This is a genomic window from Streptomyces graminofaciens (assembly GCF_030294945.1).
GTDB classification, from domain to species: domain Bacteria; phylum Actinomycetota; class Actinomycetes; order Streptomycetales; family Streptomycetaceae; genus Streptomyces; species Streptomyces graminofaciens.
Genome location: NZ_AP018448.1, coordinates 2,439,886 through 2,460,103 on the forward strand (window position 1 = coordinate 2,439,886; position 20,218 = coordinate 2,460,103).

17 protein-coding genes are annotated in these 20,218 nt (G+C 68.7%); 5 read left to right on the top strand and 12 right to left on the bottom strand.

What is annotated here, in order from left to right; genetic code table 11:
- Nucleotides 1–92: 92 nt before the first annotated feature.
- The 10 genes from SGFS_RS10675 to SGFS_RS10720 form a co-directional block, all read right to left on the bottom strand.
- Nucleotides 93–1,478, bottom strand: a complete 1,386-nt coding sequence (locus tag SGFS_RS10675) for an aldehyde dehydrogenase family protein (RefSeq protein ID WP_286249561.1) — start codon at nucleotides 1,476–1,478, stop codon at nucleotides 93–95.
- Complete coding sequence (locus SGFS_RS10680) at nucleotides 1,475–2,362, bottom strand: alpha/beta fold hydrolase (protein WP_286249562.1); 888 nt, start codon at nucleotides 2,360–2,362, stop codon at nucleotides 1,475–1,477. Before SGFS_RS10680 ends, SGFS_RS10675 begins: the two co-directional genes overlap by 4 nt.
- 17 nt (nucleotides 2,363–2,379) lie before the next feature.
- Nucleotides 2,380–3,168 carry an enoyl-CoA hydratase/isomerase family protein gene (locus tag SGFS_RS10685; RefSeq protein WP_286249563.1) on the bottom strand — a complete coding sequence of 263 codons (789 nt, stop codon included), beginning with the start codon at nucleotides 3,166–3,168 and terminating at the stop codon, nucleotides 2,380–2,382.
- Nucleotides 3,165–3,938, bottom strand: coding sequence for an HpcH/HpaI aldolase family protein (locus SGFS_RS10690; RefSeq protein WP_286249564.1), 774 nt, complete (start codon nucleotides 3,936–3,938; stop codon nucleotides 3,165–3,167). The genes SGFS_RS10685 and SGFS_RS10690 overlap by 4 nt, the downstream gene beginning before the upstream one ends.
- A gap of 70 nt (nucleotides 3,939–4,008) precedes the next feature.
- Nucleotides 4,009–4,812 (bottom strand): 2-oxo-hept-4-ene-1,7-dioate hydratase, encoded by an 804-nt coding sequence (gene hpaH / locus SGFS_RS10695; protein WP_286249566.1) that lies wholly within the window; start codon nucleotides 4,810–4,812, stop codon nucleotides 4,009–4,011.
- Between the two features lie 63 nt (nucleotides 4,813–4,875).
- Nucleotides 4,876–5,793, bottom strand: coding sequence for a VOC family protein (locus tag SGFS_RS10700; protein ID WP_286249567.1), 918 nt, complete (start codon nucleotides 5,791–5,793; stop codon nucleotides 4,876–4,878).
- Complete coding sequence (locus SGFS_RS10705; RefSeq protein WP_286249568.1) at nucleotides 5,790–6,977, bottom strand: CaiB/BaiF CoA transferase family protein; 1,188 nt, start codon at nucleotides 6,975–6,977, stop codon at nucleotides 5,790–5,792. The genes SGFS_RS10700 and SGFS_RS10705 overlap by 4 nt, the downstream gene beginning before the upstream one ends.
- A gap of 68 nt (nucleotides 6,978–7,045) precedes the next feature.
- Nucleotides 7,046–7,984: a quinone oxidoreductase family protein gene (locus tag SGFS_RS10710; RefSeq protein ID WP_286249569.1), complete on the bottom strand. Its 939-nt coding sequence runs from the start codon at nucleotides 7,982–7,984 to the stop codon at nucleotides 7,046–7,048.
- Between the two features lie 62 nt (nucleotides 7,985–8,046).
- Nucleotides 8,047–9,210, bottom strand: coding sequence for an LLM class flavin-dependent oxidoreductase (locus tag SGFS_RS10715; protein WP_286249570.1), 1,164 nt, complete (start codon nucleotides 9,208–9,210; stop codon nucleotides 8,047–8,049).
- A 329-nt stretch (nucleotides 9,211–9,539) separates the two neighbouring features.
- Entirely contained in the window at nucleotides 9,540–10,619 is a 1,080-nt protein-coding gene (locus SGFS_RS10720) for an LLM class flavin-dependent oxidoreductase (RefSeq protein ID WP_286249571.1), read from the bottom strand.
- A gap of 449 nt (nucleotides 10,620–11,068) precedes the next feature.
- On the opposite strand from SGFS_RS10720, the gene SGFS_RS10725 reads away from it, so the two are divergent.
- The gene (locus SGFS_RS10725) at nucleotides 11,069–12,862 is read left to right on the top strand and encodes a CocE/NonD family hydrolase (protein ID WP_286249572.1); all 1,794 of its coding nucleotides are present in this window, start codon (nucleotides 11,069–11,071) and stop codon (nucleotides 12,860–12,862) included.
- Nucleotides 12,863–13,252: 390 nt separating this feature from the next.
- Here SGFS_RS10725 and SGFS_RS10730 read toward each other — a convergent pair whose 3' ends face one another.
- Nucleotides 13,253–13,864, bottom strand: coding sequence for a TetR/AcrR family transcriptional regulator (locus tag SGFS_RS10730; RefSeq protein WP_286249573.1), 612 nt, complete (start codon nucleotides 13,862–13,864; stop codon nucleotides 13,253–13,255).
- Between the two features lie 310 nt (nucleotides 13,865–14,174).
- On the opposite strand from SGFS_RS10730, the gene SGFS_RS10735 reads away from it, so the two are divergent.
- From SGFS_RS10735 to SGFS_RS10745, 3 genes are all read left to right on the top strand, one after another.
- A complete protein-coding gene (locus SGFS_RS10735) occupies nucleotides 14,175–15,389 on the top strand; it encodes an oxygenase MpaB family protein (RefSeq protein ID WP_286249574.1) in 1,215 nt (404 codons plus the stop codon).
- 127 nt (nucleotides 15,390–15,516) lie between these two features.
- Nucleotides 15,517–17,025 (top strand): MFS transporter, encoded by a 1,509-nt coding sequence (locus tag SGFS_RS10740; protein ID WP_286249575.1) that lies wholly within the window; start codon nucleotides 15,517–15,519, stop codon nucleotides 17,023–17,025.
- Nucleotides 17,026–17,090: 65 nt separating this feature from the next.
- Nucleotides 17,091–18,152: a lipocalin-like domain-containing protein gene (locus tag SGFS_RS10745; RefSeq protein ID WP_286249576.1), complete on the top strand. Its 1,062-nt coding sequence runs from the start codon at nucleotides 17,091–17,093 to the stop codon at nucleotides 18,150–18,152.
- 90 nt (nucleotides 18,153–18,242) lie between these two features.
- Here the strand turns inward: SGFS_RS10745 and SGFS_RS10750 are convergent, their stop codons facing one another.
- Nucleotides 18,243–19,241 carry an AraC family transcriptional regulator gene (locus SGFS_RS10750; protein WP_286249577.1) on the bottom strand — a complete coding sequence of 333 codons (999 nt, stop codon included), beginning with the start codon at nucleotides 19,239–19,241 and terminating at the stop codon, nucleotides 18,243–18,245.
- Between the two features lie 168 nt (nucleotides 19,242–19,409).
- Between SGFS_RS10750 and SGFS_RS10755 the strand changes: the two genes are divergently transcribed.
- Nucleotides 19,410–20,216 carry a crotonase/enoyl-CoA hydratase family protein gene (locus SGFS_RS10755; RefSeq protein WP_286249578.1) on the top strand — a complete coding sequence of 269 codons (807 nt, stop codon included), beginning with the start codon at nucleotides 19,410–19,412 and terminating at the stop codon, nucleotides 20,214–20,216.
- Nucleotides 20,217–20,218: the final 2 nt, after the last annotated feature.

The window sequence follows — 20,218 nt, forward strand, 5'->3', positions numbered from 1 at the left end:
TCATCCGTCCGGCGCCGCCCGACTGCAGCCCAACTGGGGGCGCCTGTCGGGGTCATGCCGGTCTGCGCACGGCGCAGGGCAATTGCCCTTCCTCATCCTGCTGCCGGCGCCAGGGTGACGGTGTGGTGGCGCGAGTAGAAGTCCAGCACGTGCCGTCCTTGTTCGGCGGGGCCGTACCCGGAGTCCTTCTCGCCGCCGAACGAGGCGTGGAAGTCCGCGCCGCTCGTCGAACCGTTGACCTTGACCATGCCGGTGTCGAAGCGCGGGACGAGCCGGAGCGCGTCGTCGAGGCTGCCGGTGAACAGCCCGGTGACCAACCCGTACCGTGTGCTGTTCACCAGCTCCACGGCAGCGTCGGTGTCCGCTGCGTACTGTATCGACGCCAATGGGCCGAAGACTTCTTCCCGGTGCAGCTCGTCGATGGATTCGAGCCCGTCGACGAGTGCCGGGGTGACGAACCACCCAGGGTCGAGCCGTCGGCTTCCGGTGAGCAGCCGGCCGCCTCGCGACACCGCGGCCGTCACGGCGTCGGTCACCGCTGCGCAGGCGGATGAGCTGATCACCGGGCCGACGACGGTCGAGCTGTCGCCGGGATCGCCTACCGGGAGCTCGGCCACGGCCGCTGCGAGGGCGTCGACGAAGTGGGGGTTGTGTCCGACGACGACGACCCGGCTGGTCGCGGTGCATTTCTGCCCGGCGTAACCCATCGCGGCGGCCGCGATGGTTCTCGCCGCGAAGGCGACGTCGGCGTCCGGCAGTACGACGCTGGCGTTGAGCCCGCCCATCTCGGCCTGCACGGGAATACCGGCTGCCGCGGCGTCGGCGACGACGGCCCGTCCCACGGCCGTGGAACCGGTGAAGGAGACCACGTCGGAACCGGCGACGAGCGCGGCGCCCGTGATGCCGTCGCCAGGGAGCACCGTGAACAGCTCGTCGGGCAGGTGCGGTGCGAGCAGTTCGTGCAGCCGTACCGCGGTCGCGGTGGCTGCCGGGGCGGGCTTGAGCAGCACCGCGTTGCCGGCCGCAAGTGCGGGCGCGGCCTTCCACAGCGGGATGGCGAGCGGGAAGTTCCACGGAGTGATCAGCCCGGCGACACCGCGGGGGCGCCGGGTGTCCAGCAGCACCGAGCCCGCCGGACCGGCTGCTGGCAGGTGGTCGCCGAGCGGGGCGAGGCTGAGCTGGGCGAAGTAGCGCAGGATCGCGAGCGCCCGCTGCACCTCGCCGGAGGCCTCACCACGTGGCTTGCCCACCTCGGTGATGACGAGCTCGGTGAGCTCGGACGCGTGGGTGGCGAGGGAGTCGGCGGCTGCGGACAATGCCGCCGCGCGGGTCACCGGCGACTCGGCCCACCAGGCGCGCTGTGCCTGACGCGACCGCTCCGCGGCGGAGGCGACATCTGCGACGGAGGTCGCCGGGAACACACCGATCAGCGTGTCGGGGCGCTGCGGGGAGGTGCTTTCGACGGTCGGCGCGCTCATCGACCGTCCTCACTCGAGACGCGGCGGAGAAGCCCGTCGACGGCCGTGAGAAACTCGCTTTCGCGTTCGAGCTGGACCCAGTGCCCGCAGTTCGCGAACAGCATGAGATCGGCGTTCGGCAGCGCCTGCGCGGTACCGAAGCTGTCCGTGACGCGCACGACCTTGTCCTGCTTCCCGTGCAGGATGAGTGCCGGCACCGTGACGGAGGCGAGTTGCTCGGCGGTGAGCCGAGACGCGGCGACCGACTCGTCCCGTACCCGGACCACGGTGCGCCACTGCTCGGGTCCTCCTGGCCGGCTGACCATCGCGTAGCGGAACTCCACCAGGCCGTCAGGGATCTTGTAGCCGTCGGCGGCGAGGGTGGCCATCACCCGGGCGATGCCCTCGGGAGTGATGGCCGGTGCGGTGTTCGCCCTGAGGGTTTGCGTGGGCTGGTACTCGATCCCGGGGCTGCCCATCGTGACCAGGCCGGTCACACGGTCCGGGTGGTCGACGGCGACCTGCGTCGCGATCCGCCCGCCCAGCGAGTTGCCGACAAGCACCGCCTTCGGGATGTCCAGCGCGTCCAGGAACCGGACCACCTGCTCGGTCCACGCCGGCAGTCCGTAGTAACTCTCGTCGGGCACCGAGGTCCACCCATAGCCGCCCATGTCGGGCGCCAGGACCCTGGCCGACACGGCCATCCGGGGGATCACTCGCCACCAATTGGCCGCGGCGGAGACCCCGATGGCCGAGCCGTGCAACAGCACCACCGGGGTGCCGGATCCCTCGTCGTGGTAATGGATGCGCTCGTCACCGATCGACAACCACTTCGACTCCAGGCCGAAGAACTCGCGGGTCGACTCGGGGCGGAAGGTCCCGGCAGCGACACCTGTGTTGGTCATGTTCGCCTCGTCCTTTCTCAACGCCCGGTGAACCGGGGGCGGCGGCGCTCACGTTGTGCCGTCAGGCCTTCCTGCAGATCCGCGGTGGTCATCGTGATCGGCTGCGCGAGCGCCTCCCACTCCAGCGCGTCCTCGATGCCGCGGTGCCCGCCACGCGCCAGGGCGGCCTTGGTCAGACGTGTCGCCAGCGGGGCGTGGTCGGCGATGGTGGCCGCGACCTCGAGCGCATGCTCGAGCACGTCGTCCACCACGGCGCTGACCAGGCCCAGCTCCAGCGCCTCGGCACCGCGGACCACTCGTCCGGTGAGCAGAAGGTCACGGGCGACGGCGAGCGAGGTCACTTCGGGCAGCGACCAGGTGGTCGCCATGCCCGGGTGCAGGCCGAGCCCGGTGAACGGCACCGACAGTGGGGCGCGTGGCGTGGTGTATCTGAGGTCGCAGGCGAGCGCGAGGGCCAGTCCGGCGCCGACGGCCGCGCCGTTGACGGCTGCGATCGTCGGCACCGGCACCTGCCGGATCGAGAGCCAGTCGCGATAGAACGCCGACATCCGGGTGCGCAACGAGTCGACCGTCGCGTCGTCGGTGTCGCCGAGCCATGACAGGTCACCCCCGGCGCTGAAGGCCGGCCCGGCACCTGTGACGACGACGCAGCGCAGCGCGGCGTCCTCGCGCAGTTCGGCGATCGCGGCCCGCCACGCTGCGGTCAGTTCGCCCGTCATGGCGTTGCGCTGATCCGGGAGCGAGAGAGTCAGAACGGTGACGCCGTCGTCGCGACGCTCGACCAGGAGCGGGCCCTCGGTGTTCACCGGTCCCGGCCCTTCTCCAGGGCGAAGCGCGCGCGTAGTTCGCTCGCGCAGCCACGCAGAAGCATGGTGTCCATGCCGACCGCGACGAAGTCGAAGCCCCTCTCGATGTAGCGCGCTGCCTGCTTCTCGTCGACGGTGAGGATGCCGACCGGCTTGCCGGCGGCGTGGGCACGCTCGGCGACGTGCTCGACTGCAGCGACCACCTCGGGTTCTCCGGGCCTGCCGATGTGGCCGAGCGACGCGGCGAGGTCCATCGGGCCGACGAACACCGCGTCGATTCCCTCGGTGCTCACGATGGCGTCCACGTTGCCGAGCGCCGTCCGCGACTCGATCTGCACGACCAGGCAGATGTCGTCGCGCGCGGTGGCGAAGTAGTCCGGCACCGTGCCCCAGCGCCCGCCGCGCGTCTGCGAGGCGACACCGCGTATGCCCGCCGGGGGGAACTGCACGGCACGGGCCACCGCGTCGGCCTGCTCGGGGCTGTCGACCATCGGGATGAGCAGGCTCTGCACCCCGATGTCGAGGAACTGCTTGAGCCGCACCGGGTCCCCGTCCGGCGGCCGCACCACGATCTGGGTGGGTCCTGCCGCGGTGGCCTGCAGCTGCGCCATCAGTGTGCGCAGATCGTTGGGCGCGTGCTCACCGTCGAGCAGCATCCAGTCGAAGCCCGTCGTCGACAGCAACTCCGCGACGACGGGATCGGCCAGGCACGACCACAGCCCTATCCGAGTCGTGCCGCCAGCGCTGATGGCGGCCTTGAAACCGTTCATGATTCCCGCTTCCCGGCTCGCGCCCGAGGTCGCGAAACGTCCGGCCAACCAGGCCTGGGATCGCGGAACATCAGGCGAACCGGCATGAGATGCTCCCCATGGGTCCGTAGTCGCAGTGATACACCTCGCCGGCCGACACGGGCACCGATCGCGTGAACGAGCCCGCCAGCAGGATCTCGCCGGCCTGCAACGTCTCGCCGTACCGCCAGAGCTTGTTGGCCAGCCAGGCGATGCCGTTGGCAGGGTGGTTGAGCACCGCTGCCGCCACTCCGGACTCGATGACCGTCTCGTTGCACAGCAGCAGCGCACTGACCCAGCGCAGGTCCAGGTCCATCGGCCGGACGGGACGGCCGCCGATGACGACCGCGCCGTTGGCGGCGTTGTCGGCGACGGTGTCCATGATCTTGCGCGGGGCGTTGGTGTCCGGGTCGAAGCGGTGGAACCTGGTGTCGATGATCTCCAACGCCGGGATGACGTACTCGGTTGCGTCGAGCACGTCGAAGATCGTGCAGTTCGGGCCGCTCAGCGGCTTGCCGATCTGGAAGCACAGCTCCACCTCGACACGCGGCGCGATGAACCGGTCCATCGGCAGTACGGAGCCCGACTCGTAGAACATGTAGTCGAGGAGGATGCCGTAGTCCGGCTCGTCGATGCCCGCTCCCTCCTGCATCACCTTGGAGGTCAGTCCGATCTTGTGCCCGCGCACCGTGGCGCCGGCCGAGATCTTCTTGGCGACCCACGCCGCCTGTACCGCGTATCCGTCCTCGACGGTCATCTCGGGGTGCTCGATGGTGAAGTGGCGCAGCGGGGCGTGAGTGCGCTCGGCGTTTTCCAGCCGATCGGCGAGATCGGCGATCACTTGGGGCTTCAGCATGGGGCAAGGTCTTTCGTCGGGTCAGCCGCAGGGCTGAGCTGTGGTGGGGAACAGGCGGCGCGGTCAGGGTCTCCGCTTACCGCTGGGTATCTGCGGGGCGAAGCCGGGCTGCCATTCGTGCCCCCAGTACGTGCCGTACGAGATGTTGCGGACCTCGTGGTCGGTCCAGTCCATGACCTCGCCGCCGAAGCCGTACTCGACGTGGAAACCGCTGGGCGACTGCAGATAGAACGACACGATCGAGTCGTTGACGTGCCGGCCGAGCCCGCGTACGAGTGGCGCATCCTCTTCTCGCGCACGTTCCATGGCCCGGCCCACGTCGTCGAGGGTCTGCACCTCGATGAGGAAATGGATGATGCCCGTCTCCTCCGGCACCTCGGCCAGCGCGAGACTGTGCTGCCGGCCGTTGGCGCAGTGGAAGAAGTACGCCCGTACGTCCTTTCCCGGAGCGACCGAGCGGCTGAGGAAATCGGAGTAGTCGAGCCCCATCACGTCTTCGTAGAAGGCGACACACTCGTCGAAGGCGCCCCGGCTGGGCAGGACGACGTGTCCCACGCCGAGATCTCCGGTGATGAACCGGCTGACGCCCACCGGAGAGACGAAGGGCACGGCGGACATCGTCCGCCCCCAGCACACCTCGTGCGGCGAGCCGTTCGGATCGACGAAGCGGAAGAACTCCTGCACCATCCGGACCCTGCGCTCGGCCTGGCCGCCCTCGTGGATCTCGAGGCCGGCGGCCTTGGCCGACTCCAGGGCAGCGCGATACGCGGCGCGCGAGCGCACACTCCACCCCGCGGCCACCAGGCGTTCCTCCTCGTCCGGCAGGATGAGCAGGCGGTAGTGCCACTCGTCGTACTTCAGGTAGAGCGCGCCGTCGGGGCCGTCCTCGCTCATCGTGCCGAGCACCTTGACGCCGAAATCACGCCACTGCTCGATCTTGGACGAGCCGATCACGATGTAGGCGAGTTGATCCAGTTTCATGGCTTCATTTCCCTCTCGAAGACGTTCGCGCCAGCTGCGTTCGGGTCCTCGAGCCAGCGTCTGATCTCGGCATCGTGTTCGCCCAGCCGCGGTGGGGCCAGCCGGTAGGAGACTGGCGTGCCGCTCAGCGCGAGCGGGCTGGCGACCTGCTCGACCGGGGTGCCGTCCGCACGCTTGATCGTGGCGGTCGCGACAAGGTTCACGGCGGCCGCGTACTCGAACGCCTCCGCCACGGTGTTCACCTGTCCGCACGCCAGCCCGGCAGCCACCAGCCGATCGATCCACTCATCGGCGGGACGCTGCGTCAGCACGGCCTCGAGCTCGTGCCGCAACTCCTCACGGTGCGCGACTCGCGCCGAGTTGACGACGAATCGAGGATCTCGAGCCAGGTCCGGCCTGCCGAGTGCCTCGGCGAGCCTGCCGAACTGCGCGTCATTGCCGACGGCCAGAACCAGCAGCCCGTTCCGGGCCTGCAACGTTTCGTACGGGGCGATGCTCGGGTGCCGGTTACCGTCGCGCCCGGGCTCGACCCCGGCGCTGAGCCATGCAGAGGCCTGGTTGACGAGCCCCGCGAGCGCGGCACCCATCAGCGAGACGTCCACCCGCTGTCCCAGGCCGCTGAGGGTTCGCTGGTACAGCGCCGCGAGCACCCCGCTCAGCAGATTCAGACCGGTGAGCACGTCGATGATCGCGACCCCGACCTTCGTGGGCTGGGCCTCGGCGTCGCCGGTGATGCTCATCAGCCCGCTCACCGCCTGGATCAGAAAGTCGTATCCGGCCAACTCCCGACCGGCGCCCTCGCGACCGAACCCCGTGATGGAGGCGTATACGAGTCGAGGGTTGTCCGCGCGCAACTCCTCGTAGCCCAGCCCCAGACGTGCGGCGACGCCCGGGCGGAAGTTCTCGACCAGCACATCGGCACGCGCGGCCAGCGTGCGCGCGAGTGCCCGGTCGGACGGGGATCTCAGGTCCAGGACGACACTGCGCTTGTTGCGGTTGACCGACAGGAAGTACGAACTCTCCCCGTCGACGAACGGCGGGCCCCAGTGCCGGGTGTCATCTCCGGACGGGCTTTCGACCTTGATGACCGTGGCGCCCAGGTCGCCCAGGGTTGCCGTCGCCAGCGGTCCGGCGAGCACCCGCGAGAAGTCGGCGACAATGACGCCGTCCAGAGCTGAGGGCACGAGCGCGCCTCCTTGAGAGCAGCGAGATCGGGTCTGAGTGAGGCTGAGTCAAGAGCGGCGCTCCTTCGTCAGCGTGGGATGACGACGAGCTTGCCGTGGGTCTGGCGCGCTTCCATCGAGCGGTGCATTTCCTGCGCTGTTTCGAGCGTGAAGCGCCCGCCGAGGGCAACCCGGAGTCGGCCTTCGGCCACGTGGTCGGCCAGTTCGCACAGGGTCTCGGCGGTGAAGTCGGGGCGCATGAGGTAGGGATGGAGATTGAAGGCGCGGACGCTGATATTGCGTGGGATCAGTTGCTCGACCGCCAGGATCGGCGGCTCACGGCCGGCGACGCCGTACACGACGACGGTCCCGAAGTCGGTCAGCAGGTCGACGGACTGGGTGAACACCGAGCCGCCGGTCATCTCCAGAACCAGATCGACGCCCTTGCCGCCGGTCGCCTCGCGCGCCTCCGCCGCCCAACCGTCCGACGATGAGTCAACCGCCACGTCGGCGCCATGGTCCAGCGCCGTGGCCCGCTTCTCCGCCGTGCTCGCCATGGCGATGACCCTGCCGGCTCCGTACATCTTCGCCAGCTGTACCGCGAGCAGTCCGACGCCGCCACCCCCGGCCTGGACGAGCACGGTGTCGCCGGGGCGGACCGGCCCGGCGTCCTTCAGGATGGCCACCGCGGTCAGTCCCTGGATCACCAGTGCCAGGCCGACCACAGGGTCCAGTCCGTCCGGGACCGGGATGAGCGCGCCCTGCTCGGCAACCGCGTACTCGGCGTAGCCCCCGCCATTGTGGAGGGCGAAGACCGTGTCCCCCTCTTTGTGGCCGGTGACACCCTCGCCGCGAGCCACGATCTTTCCGGTGAACTCTCCGCCCATCGTGAACGGAAACACGGTTGGTTGGGGGTAATACTCTCCCAGCCGCCGTATCGCGTCGGCATAGTTGACACCGGCGGCCGCCACCTCGACGAGCACCTGGCCGGGCGCCGGGCGCGGCACGGGGACCTTCTCGACGGTCATCACCTCGGGGCCTCCGTGACGGTGTATACGCACCGCTCGCATCGGCCCCTGCGTCGCGTCGTTCACGATGTTGAGCTCCTCACCGGCGGCGCAGGCCGCGTTCGATCAGCAGCGGACGGATCCGCTCCTCGTACATCTGGATGCCCTCGTCGTAGTCGGGGAAGGAGAGGGCCATGGCCGTCCATTCCGCCGTCGGCCATCCGCTGGATGCCTCCCGCGACCTGCTCGGGCGTGCCGACCAAGGGCAGCGCGAGAGCGCCGGCGGCCGCCTTCGCGAGCAGTTCCCGGTGTGCGAAGCGATCCTCGAACACCTTCGTGCTGTTCGAGTTCTTGAGCGTCGCGGCTACGAAGGCTCCGGCCGTCGCTTCGTCGACGTTGTCGCGCACCCAGTGATCGAGGCGTCGCCTCGCTTCGGCCTCGGTGTCGGCGCAGACGACGTACCCGTGCCCGAACACCTTCACCGGCCGACCGGCCTCACGGGCCGCTTGCCGGTTGTGCTCGACGACCTCGGGTATGGACTCGAAGCTGGGGAAAACGCCGAAGCTGACTTCCGCGTGCCGGGCGGAGAACTCCTTTCCCGCGGGGCTGTTGCCGGCGCACATGATCACGGGCCACGGGCGCTGCAGTGGCTTGGGTTCCGAGACGATGGCCTGGCCCGAGTAGGAATCCCCATGGTGGTCGAACGGCTCGTGTTCCGTCCATGCCCGCTTCATCAGTCCCAGCCACTCCGCCGTGCGTGCGTATCGGTCGGCGGCGGGGTCGAGTTCGATCCCGAACATCGCGAAGTCGGCCGCTGAGAACCCGGCGACGACGTTGAGTCCGAAACGCCCCCGGCTGATGTGGTCGACCGTCGCGACCATCTTGGCCGCCATCACAGGCGGGTAGAGAGGCACGTGGAACGTCGCGAACACCTGGATGCGCTCGGTCACCGCAGCGATGCCCGCCGCCCAGGTGAAGGAGTCGAAGACGCGATCGAACTCCGGCTTGAGCGTCGCTGCATTGCGCCAGCGGGCGAGCGGGATCACGGCGTCGATCCCTGCCCGGTCCGCCGCCTGGCAGATACGCACCGACTCGTCCCACGTCACCTGGATCAGCTGGCTCGTGTCGAGCGACACGGTCGATCCGCGCGCGATGTTGACGCAGAACAACGCGAGCTTGAAGCGGTTCTCCTCGTCGAGGATCGGGGTCTGTGACTGCTCGACGTGCCGATCGAGCGTTCCTGTCACGTCAGCGGACATCGTGGGCGGCCTCTCGGTGATAGGGGTGCGGGTAAGAGCCGACGGGTTCAGCTCCCGGAGCTGTCGTCACGGCGGCAATGCTGGTCGAGCCGGCGGGTCACGACGTCCACAACCTCGGTGTTGGTCCGCTCGATCATCACCAGGAACCGTTGCCGTGGACGCCGAGTTCGCCGTGGACTGCTCGCAGGTGACGACGACGATCGGCAGGTCCGTCAGGTGGGCTGGCCGACGCGGAGGATCGGCCCGCAGCCGCATGGGCGGCACGCCGGGCATGTCCACCAGCTCCGGGGCGCCGGAGTCCTCGTGCAGGTCGAGCGTCAGCCCGCTGTCGCGTTTCGGGACCTGAGCACAGGCATCACCTCATCCACGAACAGGCGCCGTTCCCGCTCGGAGAAGATCTCGACGAGCAGCCGGCGCGCGCCGGTCTCGTCGATCGTCTGCTGCAGACTCTCGATGATCTGGTCGGGGGTGCCGGAGACGGCGATGGCGGGGCGGTTCTTCTTGGTGGAGTTCTTGTCGACGTGGAACTCGGCGTCGTTCTTGGGGACGGCGCGTCGTCCTCCCGCGGTGTACACCGCGAGGAACTGTCCGAAGGTCGCCGAAAACTGCTCGAAGTTGCGCTCGGCCTCGTCCTCGGTCTCCCCGATCGCCACGAACCTCTCGATCATCATGTTCGCGCCGGACCTGAGGTGGCCGTGCTGTGCGGCGACCTTGGTGTAGTGCTCCAGCGCGTCCCGGTGTTCCTGGTTGCTGCCGAGGTTGCGCATGATGTTCCAGCCCCGCTGAGCGGCGCGACCCATCGTGTCCAGGCTCAAGCCGCCCAGCCAGATCGGGAACGGGTTCTGCAGGGGGCGGGTCGCGATCGTCGTCGGCCGGGTGACCTTGTGGAACGTGCCGTTGTAGGTGAAGTCCCGCTCGGTGAGGGCGAGTTCCAGCAGCTCAAGGCTCTCCAGCCACCCCTGGTTCAGTTCCGCGGAGGTCAGCTCCCGGCCCGAGGCGATCTGTGCCTCTTGCGGGACGCCTCGTCCGAGGCCCAGTTCGAACCGCCCCCCACTGAGCAGGTCCAGGGTTCCGGCCTCCTCGGCGACCCTGATCGGGTGGTACAGAGGCAGGACCGTCACCGCGGTCGCCAGCCGGATCCGGCTCGTGCGCACCGCGGCGGCGGCCAGGAGGATGTGCGGCGACGGGCAGGTCATCAGCGGCGCGTGGTGCTCGGTCACGCTGAGCCCGTCGAAACCGAGTTCTTCCGCCTCCACCGCGAACTCGACGAAGTCGTCGATCTGCCTTTTCTGCCACAGCGGGTCGTGCACGTGGATGACCGGCTCAACGCCGTGCAACCCCACACCGTAGTGGTGCACGAACTTGAGCTTGCCGGGCTCGTCATCGAGCGCTTCCATAGCCTCCGGGCTCCATCCGAATGAGAGTGCGAGGCCACGCCCCGCGAACCTCGGCGAGGCTATGCCCCCGCGAAAGGCCGCGCCTATCCACTGAGCGACACGGCGATCCGTCAGACGACAGGAAAACGATCCCGGAAAGGGACTCACCGTTGATGCGGTGGAAGGCCGCCACCCCTGCGTGCCCTGAGCGCGGCCCTGCGGCCCGACTGTTGACATGGCCCCTTGCGACGACCATCCGGGTGCGGCCGCTCACACCACGTTCCTGACCTCCGGGGACTGAGGGACTTCTGGCCTTGGCCGCACTGAGTGCGCGGATGTCGAGTGCGGCTTCACAAACACTACACGATGCAGATACTCGTGTTGACACGAAAATCGGCATCATGTTTCCTGGGTGAGTGACCCGAGACCTATCCGCCGGATGGTCGTCACGCAGCGAGAAGGGCGTCGCGATGGACGTGCACAAGCAGGACAACCTTGGTGTCGAAGTGATCTTCCGGCCGTCGAACCCGCTGGACACACCCGGAGCTCTCGTACCGCCGCTCCAGCCCGGCACCACGGTGCTGCCCAAGGGGTCGGTACACGCGGAGAGCGGTATGCCACTGCCGTGCGACATCCGCCTGGACCGGGACGTGGCCATATCGCTGCGCGACGGCACAGTGATCTACGGGGACGTCTACCGGCCCACCGGCGACGAGCAGGTCCCGGTGATCCTGGTGTGGACCCCGTACGGCAAGTTCCAGGGCTGGTGGAACAAGAACATGTATGCCACCAACTTCGGCGTGCCGCCGGAGGACCTGTCGGGACTGCAGGCGTTCGAGGCCCTCGATCCCGCTTACTGGTGTGATCACGGCTATGCGATCGCCGTGGTGGATGTACGCGGCGCCGCCCGTTCCGGCGGTGACATGCTGTGGTGGGGCAGGGCCGGCGGGCGCGACATCTATGACACCGTCGAGTGGCTCGCCGAGCAGGAGTGGTGTTCCGGCACAGTCGGCATGGCCGGCAACTCCCAACTCGCCATCCTGCAGTGGTTCGGCGCCGCCGAACGCCCCCCGCACCTCGCGGCCATCGCCCCGTGGGAGGGCTGCATCGACATGTACCGGGAGGACATGGGACGCGGGGGCATCCCGGAGACCAAGTTCCACTCCCAGGACGTCGTGGCGTTCCTCTACGGCGAGAACCGCTTCGAGGACCCCGCTGCCATGCTCGGGCAGTACCCGCTGATGAACGCCTACTGGGCAGAAAAGCGCGCCCGGCTGGACCAGATCGAGGTCCCCGCCTACATCGTCGCCAGCTGGACCCACCCCATCCACTGCCATGGCACCCTGCAGGCGTTCCGGGAGATCTCCTCGACCGACAAGTGGCTGCGCGTCAGCAACGAACTGGAGTGGGTCGACATCGCCGACCCCGACAACGTCGCCGACCTGAACCGCTTCTTCGACCGCTACCTCAAGGACATCGACAACGGCTGGGAGGACACCCCGCGCGTGCGCCTGTCCGTGCTCGACCCCGGCGGCACCGACCAGGTCGGCCGACCGGAGAACGAATGGCCCCTCGCCCGGCAGGAATGGCGCACCCTCTACCTGAACCCGGCAGACGGCACCCTGTCGGAGGAACTACCGGCTCACGAGGCGGTCGCCCGCTACCAGGGCGACGATCCCGCCTCCTCCGCCACCTTCACCTACACCTTCGACGAAGACACCGAAATCACCGGCCACATCAACCTGCACCTATGGGTGGAGGCCGAGGCTGCGGAGGACATGGACCTGTTCGCCGCCGTGTACAAAACCGACAGCGACGGCAACCGTCTGCATCACGTCGAGGTGCGTAGCCCGGAGATGCGTGCGGCGATCCTGGGCATGGAAACCGACGGCCGACTGCCCGCCGGCTTCGGCTACGAGGGCCCCAGTGGCCGCCTGCGCGCCTCCCACCGCGCTCTGGACCCGGAACGCTCCACCCCGGCCGAGCCCTACCTCACCCACGCGGAGGAACAGCTCCTCACGCCCGGCGAGTGCGTTCCGGTCGAACTCGCCCTGTGGCCCACCTCCCTGCTCGTCCATCCCGGCGAGCACCTGGTCGTCGAGATCGCCGGCCACCCCGTGGGCAACGTCTCCGTACCGCCCATGCCCGGCCCCGACCAGAACGTCCCGACCCGTAACAAGGGCACCCATCTCATCCGCACCGGCGGCACCTACGACTCCCACCTGCTGTTGCCCGTCGTTCCGCCGGCAGGCGCACTCGGCTGACGGGCCAGAACGGAAGAGTCACAGGCACGCGGAAGACCTGCCGGAAGCACGACCTCCGGCAGGTCGGCACCGTCCGCTGGCCAGTACCGACCGACCACCCTCTCCTCGATTCCGAGTGGACCCTGGTCCGAGCCGGTCGGCGAGGCGGGGCGCACTTCCCACGTTGAGCCACAGGCACACGGCGCCCCAGCCGACGATCGTCGCCAGCTGGCCGCCGATGCCGACGCCGTCACAGGTGGATGCGAACATGTGCCCGCAGGGTCTTCAGACGCAACTGCCGTCACTCAACTGTTCCATGGTGCGACTGGACGCGCGTCGCCCCGGCCGACGAGCAACCTGCCGACGCCGTCCGTGGTCGCCGTCCGGCGCACACGGACGGCGTCGGCGCGGTCACGCTCGGCGGCCGCTCTCCGAACCTGTCGCGAGCAGTCCGTTGACCACCAGCGTCGCCAACGACTCCGCCGTGGCCGTGAGCTGATCCGATGAGGCGGTCTCCGGCCTGCCCAAACGCCGCGCCAAAGGCCCGTCCACCATTCCCGAGACGGGAGGGATGACGGCGAAGAACAACACGTCCCACGGGACGGGCGCCATGCGTCCCGCGGCAACGAGCCGCTCGATACTGGGCACCATAAGCTGCAGGACCGGAGCGATGTAGTGCTCGTAGAGGTAGTCCAGCCGCTCGGTGTCCCGGGAGAGCTCGTCGACGAAGACCTTTCCGATCAACGGCGTGTCCACCGCGGCCCGGTAGAAGCCGGCGATGATCAGGTGCAACCGGTCGGCATCGTCGGACGAGGGATCCACTTGCGGCAGGCGCGCCAGCTGCGCCCCCAGGGCAGAGTCGATCACCGCACGCCAGAAGGCCGCCTTGGACCCGTATCGGTCGTTGATGAAGTTGTGGCTCACCCCCAGGCGGCGGGCAAGCTCCCGTGCGGAAGCGCGGTCGTACCCGAGCTCGGCGAAGGCCTCCAGCCCTCGCAGCAGGATGCTCTGCTCATCGGGCACCGCGGGACTGCCCGCGCCGGGGCGCCCCGGCCGTCGCGCGGGTTCTGTTCCGACTCCCACCATTGCCTCCTCACTGATAAGCCCCTGACTTCCAGGCTCACCAACACTTTACTTGACACTCGTCAGAATACAGCTAATCTGACATGTGTCAGAGTTGCTTTGCCGACATGACATGAGCAACAGGCCCCCTTGCTCTTCGCAGGGCTGACCTGCACGGATCATCACAGGGCCACCTCTCCCCCGCACCCGCGGCCAACCAGAACGGCGTACGCCGGACCCGGCCCGCACCCACTCGGAAAGTGAGAGCCACATGACCGCACACCACTCGTTCCACAAGGCTCCCGAGCGCGTGGTCGACCTGGAGGCGGCGCGGCGTCGGCACGGCGCGCAGGCCGACCGCATGCTGACCCTGCTCACGGCCGGGGACCCGCTCGCCGATGCTGTCATCGCCGAACTGGACCTCTACGGCACGCAGGCACGGCGCGCCCTTGACGCGGGCCTCAGGAATGGCTTGGCGAGCCTGGACGAGCAGCCGCCCACAGCCGTCGCCGCACTACTGAAGCAACTGGAGACCACTCCTTCCTGGGTCGACCCCCTCATGCTCCATCGCGGCGATGTCGTGAGTCTGTCCGTACCTCCCATCTGGTTCGGGCTCTGCGCGATCACCGGTGCGCTCTCGCACGCCTACGGGTCCCCGACAACCGCTCGGCTGCTTGCCCGAACCGGCAGGCCGACGGACATGGCCGCGCGCCGACTCTCGGAGGCGGCCGTGTGGGCGCGGCAGACCATACGGCCGGCAGCGCTACTGCGCGGGCGGCCGGGGTACGTGGCCACCGTTGAGGTCCGGCTGCACCATGCCCGCATGCGGGTCACGTCCCTCACGGACTGGGACATGGGTGCTCCGGGGCTGCCGATCGGCCAGCTCGACATGGCCCGCAGCTGGCTCGGCTTCACCTTCATCGCCTTCCAGGCCCTGGCTGCCGTCGGCATCGACATCGGCCCCGACGACGAGCGGTACCTCTATCAGTACTGGTCGTACGTCGCTCATCTCCTGGGACTCGACGAAAGCCTCCATCGAGACGTGGCCGACCATGTCGGCGCCCGCCGTCTGCAGGACCTGCTGGACGCCACGACGCCCGCACTCGACGAGAACTCAACGGCACTGACCGCCGCCCTGGTCGACGCACAGGCTCACGCGCTGGCCGGCGTGCCAGGCGCCGACCTGTCCGAGGCGCAACTGCGCCACCTCATTCACAGCGTGCTCCGGCGGGTCTTCGGGGAGGAGTGGGGGGACCGCCTGGGCATCCCCAGCGTCCCCGCTGAGACCTGTCTGATGCATCTCATCAGCCAGCTCAACCGTGAGGCCCGGTACTGGCAGACCTACTCCCCTGCCTCGGCCGGAGAAGCCCGCCGCCGCCGGGCGCTGGAGGGGTTCCGGCCGCAACCTGAGGCAGCCGCCCTTCCCGGTGGCGCCTCTTGTCGGAGGCACGCGGGAGCCCATCTCTCGGGTGTCTCAGCGGCCTGATTCTGCCTTGGAGTCGGTGCCCGGATCACCGACCGAATCATGTGACGAGCTCCAACGACGCAGCCGTCCCACCCCGCACCACCGAACGTCCCGTCCTTATTTTTCCCACTTTCTCTGGAGCTTCGTCATGTCCCAGACCACCACGGACACATCGGGCACGGCCACCGTGTCCCAGCTTCCTCCCCCTGACGCACCGGCCCGCCACCGCTGGTGGATCCTCGCCGTCGTCGGCGTGGCCCAGCTCATGGTCGTTCTGGACGCGACCATCGTGAACATCGCCCTGCCCTCCGCACAGAAGGACCTGGGTTTCTCCGACGGAGACCGGCAGTGGGTGGTCACCGCCTACGCGCTCGCCTTCGGCAGCCTGCTCCTCCTCGGCGGACGCATGGCCGACCTCTTCGGCCGCAAGATGACCTTCCTCGTCGGCCTGGTCGGCTTCGCCGGGGCCTCCGCCGTCGGCGGAGCCGCCACCAGCTTCGAGATGCTCGTCGCAGCCCGCACGGGACAGGGCCTGTTCGGCGCCCTGCTCGCCCCGGCCGCCCTGTCTCTGCTCACCACGACGTTCACCGACCCCAGGGAACGCGGCAGGGCCTTCGGCGTCTACGGCGCCATCGCCGGCGCGGGCGGCGCCATCGGTCTGCTGCTCGGCGGTCTGCTGACCGAGCACCTCGACTGGCGCTGGACCCTCTACGTCAACCTCGTCTTCGCCGCCGTCGCCTTCATCGGCGGCGCCCTCCTCCTCCAGCGCACCACCCGCGACAAGACCGCCACCCTCGACATCCCCGGCGCACTGCTCGTCGGCGGCGGCCTGTTCAGCCTGGTCTACGGCTTCTCCAACGCCGAAACCCACGACTGGAGCTCCGTGGAAACCTGGGGCTGGCTGGTGGCCGGTGCCGTGCTGCTCGCCGTGTTCACCTGGTGGCAGACCCGCTCCACCCACCCCCTGCTTCCCCTGCGCATCCTGCTCGACCGCAACCGCGGCGCCTCCTTCTTCTCCGTACTGATCAGCGGCGCCGGAATGTTCGGTGTCTTCCTCTTCCTCACCTACTACCTGCAGCAGAGCCTGGGCTACACCCCCGTCAAGACCGGACTGGCCTTCCTGCCCATGGTCGCCGCGCTCATGCTCACCTCCACCCTCGCTTCCACCGTTCTCATCCCCCGTATCGGCCCCAAGCCGGTGGTGCCGCTCGGCATGGGTCTGGCCGCCGCCGGCATGGCCTGGCTGACCGCTCTCGACCTGAACAGCAGCTACACCACGGACGTTCTGCCTCCGCTGGTCGTGGCGGGCCTCGGCCTGGGCCTGGTGATGGCCCCGGCCATGAGCCTGGCCACCGCCGGCGTTGACGCCAAGGACTCCGGTGTCGCCTCCGCCACCGTCAACGCCATGCAGCAGGTCGGCGGCTCCATCGGCACCGCCCTGCTCAACACGCTCGCCACCAGTGCCGCCACCGACTACCTGGTCGGCAAGGACCCCCGGGACCCCGGCGTCCAGGCCCAGGCCAGCCTGGAGGCCTACTCCACCGCCTACTGGTGGTCGGCCGTCTTCTTCGCCGTCGGCCTGCTCGTCAGCGTGCTGCTCTACCGGCGCGGCGTACCCGCCCAGGACCCCGACGCGGCGCCCGTCGTGCATATGTGAGGCCCCATCAGGGGCGGCACTGCAAAAGTCCGTCGGCAGATGTCCACCACTTGGGAGCAGTTCCCATGAAGACCACCAGGCGTACGAAGCTCGACGTCGCCATCGCCGCCGCCACCACGACAGCACTGCTCGGCGCTGCCGTCACACCCACCGCCCAGGCGGCAGACCGGGACGGCCCCAAGGCTCATACCATCGTCAACGCAGGCATACCTTCGACGGTCGACCCCGCCAATGACCTCGCCGCCCACACCCCCGACTCCGACCCTGCGTGGAGTGAGTCGATCTACTTCACCAGCTGGGTGAAGGGCAATGGCCATGACTTCGGGCTCGTCGTCCAGACAGCGACCTTCCCTCACACGGACCAGCAGATGATGACCGTCGCCGTCACCGATGTCACCACCGGCTGGCACAAGAGCTACCAGACTCCGATCGCCAAGGAGGATTACAACTGGAGCAAGAGCGGGCTCGACATCAGAATGCCCGGGATGACCTGGACGGGCACCGCGCTGAAGATGTCGGTGAGGACGGCCACCCCGTGGGGCTCCCTGGATGTCCAGCTCAGGGCCAAGGGGCCGGCTCTGAAGGTGGCCGGCACGGGTTCCTTCCCCCTGCTCGGGAAGACGAACTACGAGTACGCCTTCCCGTCCATGCAGACCACCGGCACCCTGAACATCCAGGACAAGTCCTACAAGGTGTCCGGGGAAAGCTGGCTGGACAAGCAGTGGGGCCCGGTCGCCTTCGACGACTCCATGCGCTGGACCTGGATGAACTTCCGCCTCCCGGGCGGCGACAAAATGGTCGTCTGGGACTCCGCCAACCGCACGACGGAGAACGCCTGGGCCACTGTTCTGCACCCGGACGGCTCCTACGACGTGGTGGCGGTCGAGCCGGTCGCCGAGGGCGCGCACCGGATCTGGACCAGCCCCACCACCGGCAACGCCTATCCCACCCGTTGGAGCATCGACATCCCCGCACTCAAGACCCACCTCAACGTTCGCGTCACCGGCACCGACGCCCAGGAAGTCACCGGCGACCCGGGCAGCCGCTACGAGGCCACAGCCGCCTACCAGGGCAAGAAGGTCAGCGGCGTGAACTACGCCGAGATGGTAGGCCACTGGCCGGCCTGATACCGATGGCAGCCCCGCAACGAGGACATGACCGCCCGTGGCCGCACCGACCCGATACCCCGGGTCGGTGCGGTCGCGTCCAGGGCCCCGTCATCTGGGAGGCACCCGGTCTTCCTGCCGTCGGCGGGACCGGAACTCGCGCGGCGTGCAGTTCAGCGCCGCGCCGAACGCCCGGCGGAACGCGGCTTCGCTGCGGTAACCGACCTCTTCGGCGATCAGGTCCACCGTGGTGTCCGTGGTGCCGAGCAACTTGGTCGCGGTCGCCATCCGCCAGTCGCTGAGGTAGGAGAGCGGGGTCTGGCCGACCACGTCGGTGAAGCGGGCGGCGAACGCCGAGCGGGACAGGCCGCAGGTCGCGGCGAGGGAAGCGACCGACCAGCGGCTCCCCGGATCGGCGTGCATGGCCTTGATCGCCGGTGCGACCAGCGGGTCGCTGAGGGCTCGCAGTCCCGGTCGCCCGGACAAGTCGTGCGCCTGCTCCCGGAGAACGAGAATCAGCAGAGCCTCCGCGAGACGGCTGAGCAACCGGGTACCAGCAGGTCCCGGTGTGGCGCTCTCAGCGACCATCATGTCCGCGACGCGGCCGATCTGGCCGGACATCGCGGCGTCCTGGGCCGAGATGTGGATCAGCGGCGGGAGGCTGTCCAGCAGCGGCGCCCGCGGCGCGTCGCCCCACTGCATCATGCAGCACACGAAGGACGTGACCGGCTCCCCCTGGGCGAGGCGCAGCGGAGCCGGAGCCGCTGCGACCTCCGGCGGAAGCTTGAACTGCCACGTGGGAGTGGTCGGATTGGACCCGTCGTGCAAGTAGCCGCCGGCGTCGCGCAGGTAGACCACCAGATCGCCGGGGCCCAGGACGACCGGCTCACCGCCGTGATCCCGTGGGACCAGATGGCTGTGCCCGGCGGCCTGGACGAGAATCGCGAGCAGGCCCGTCGGCTTTGCGTCGACACGCCAGGGGGGCGTGAGGTCGACACGCCCTGCCACGACGGTCCTGAGCCGGTGGATGTCCAGCAGCGAGGCAAGGACGTCCACGTTGTCGATGCCAGAGACCGGGTCGGCGCCACCATAGGTGCGTCGGGTCGCCATGAGAAGCCTTGCTCCCTCACCCTGAGATCGTTGGACGATTGGGTCGGTTAGAGCGACATTCTGTCATAGACAGTCCACGGCTGGTCCGGTGTGCTGGTGGTGAGACCACTCGATCACACAGGCGCGGCAGTCCGGCCGCGGGTCTCCGGGTCAGCCGAGGAGTCACCGATGTCCGAGGAACACTTCACCTACGAACTCGACAACCACATCGCGTTGATCGGGATCAACCGCCCCGACAAGCGCAACGCCCTGACCGAGGCCATGCATACCGAACTCGGACGGCTGGCCGAGCGTGCCGGCCAGGAAGCGAAGGCGGCCGTCATCTTCGGTGTCGGTCCTCACTTCTCGGCCGGCCTCGACCTTGCCGAACTCGTCCAGCAGCTGAAGGGCGGCGGGGAGCCCGGTCGGCCCGCCCTGGGCCGCCACACCCCGCACGTCGCCTTCGACCACATCGCCCGCGGGCGGATCCCTTTCGTCGCCGCGCTCAGCGGCGCGGTGATCGGGGGCGGCCTGGAGGTGGCGGCGTCGGCACATGTGCGGGTGGCCGACGACACCGCCTTCTTCGGGCTCCCCGAGGCCCAGCGCGGCATATTCGTCGGGGCCGGCGGCTCAGTGCGCATCCAACGACTGATCGGCAACGCCCGGATGACGGACATGATGCTCACCGGGCGCATTCTCGATGCCGACGAGGCCTACGCCCAGAACCTCGTCCAGTACCGCGTCGAGGCCGGTACCGGTAAGGCTTTCGACAAGGCGTACGAACTTGCCATGGCCATCGCCGGCAACACCCCCGAGTCCAACTGGGCCATCACCCAGGGCCTGAGCCGGGTCAACGACATGTCGTACGACGACGCCCTGTTCGTGGAGACCCTCGTCGCCCGCAACTCGGTCTCTCCCGGCTCGGACGACCGCCTGCGTGACTTCGTCGAGAAACGAGCGAAGCCACTCGCCCGGCCTGCGACGTCTCAGAACTGAGC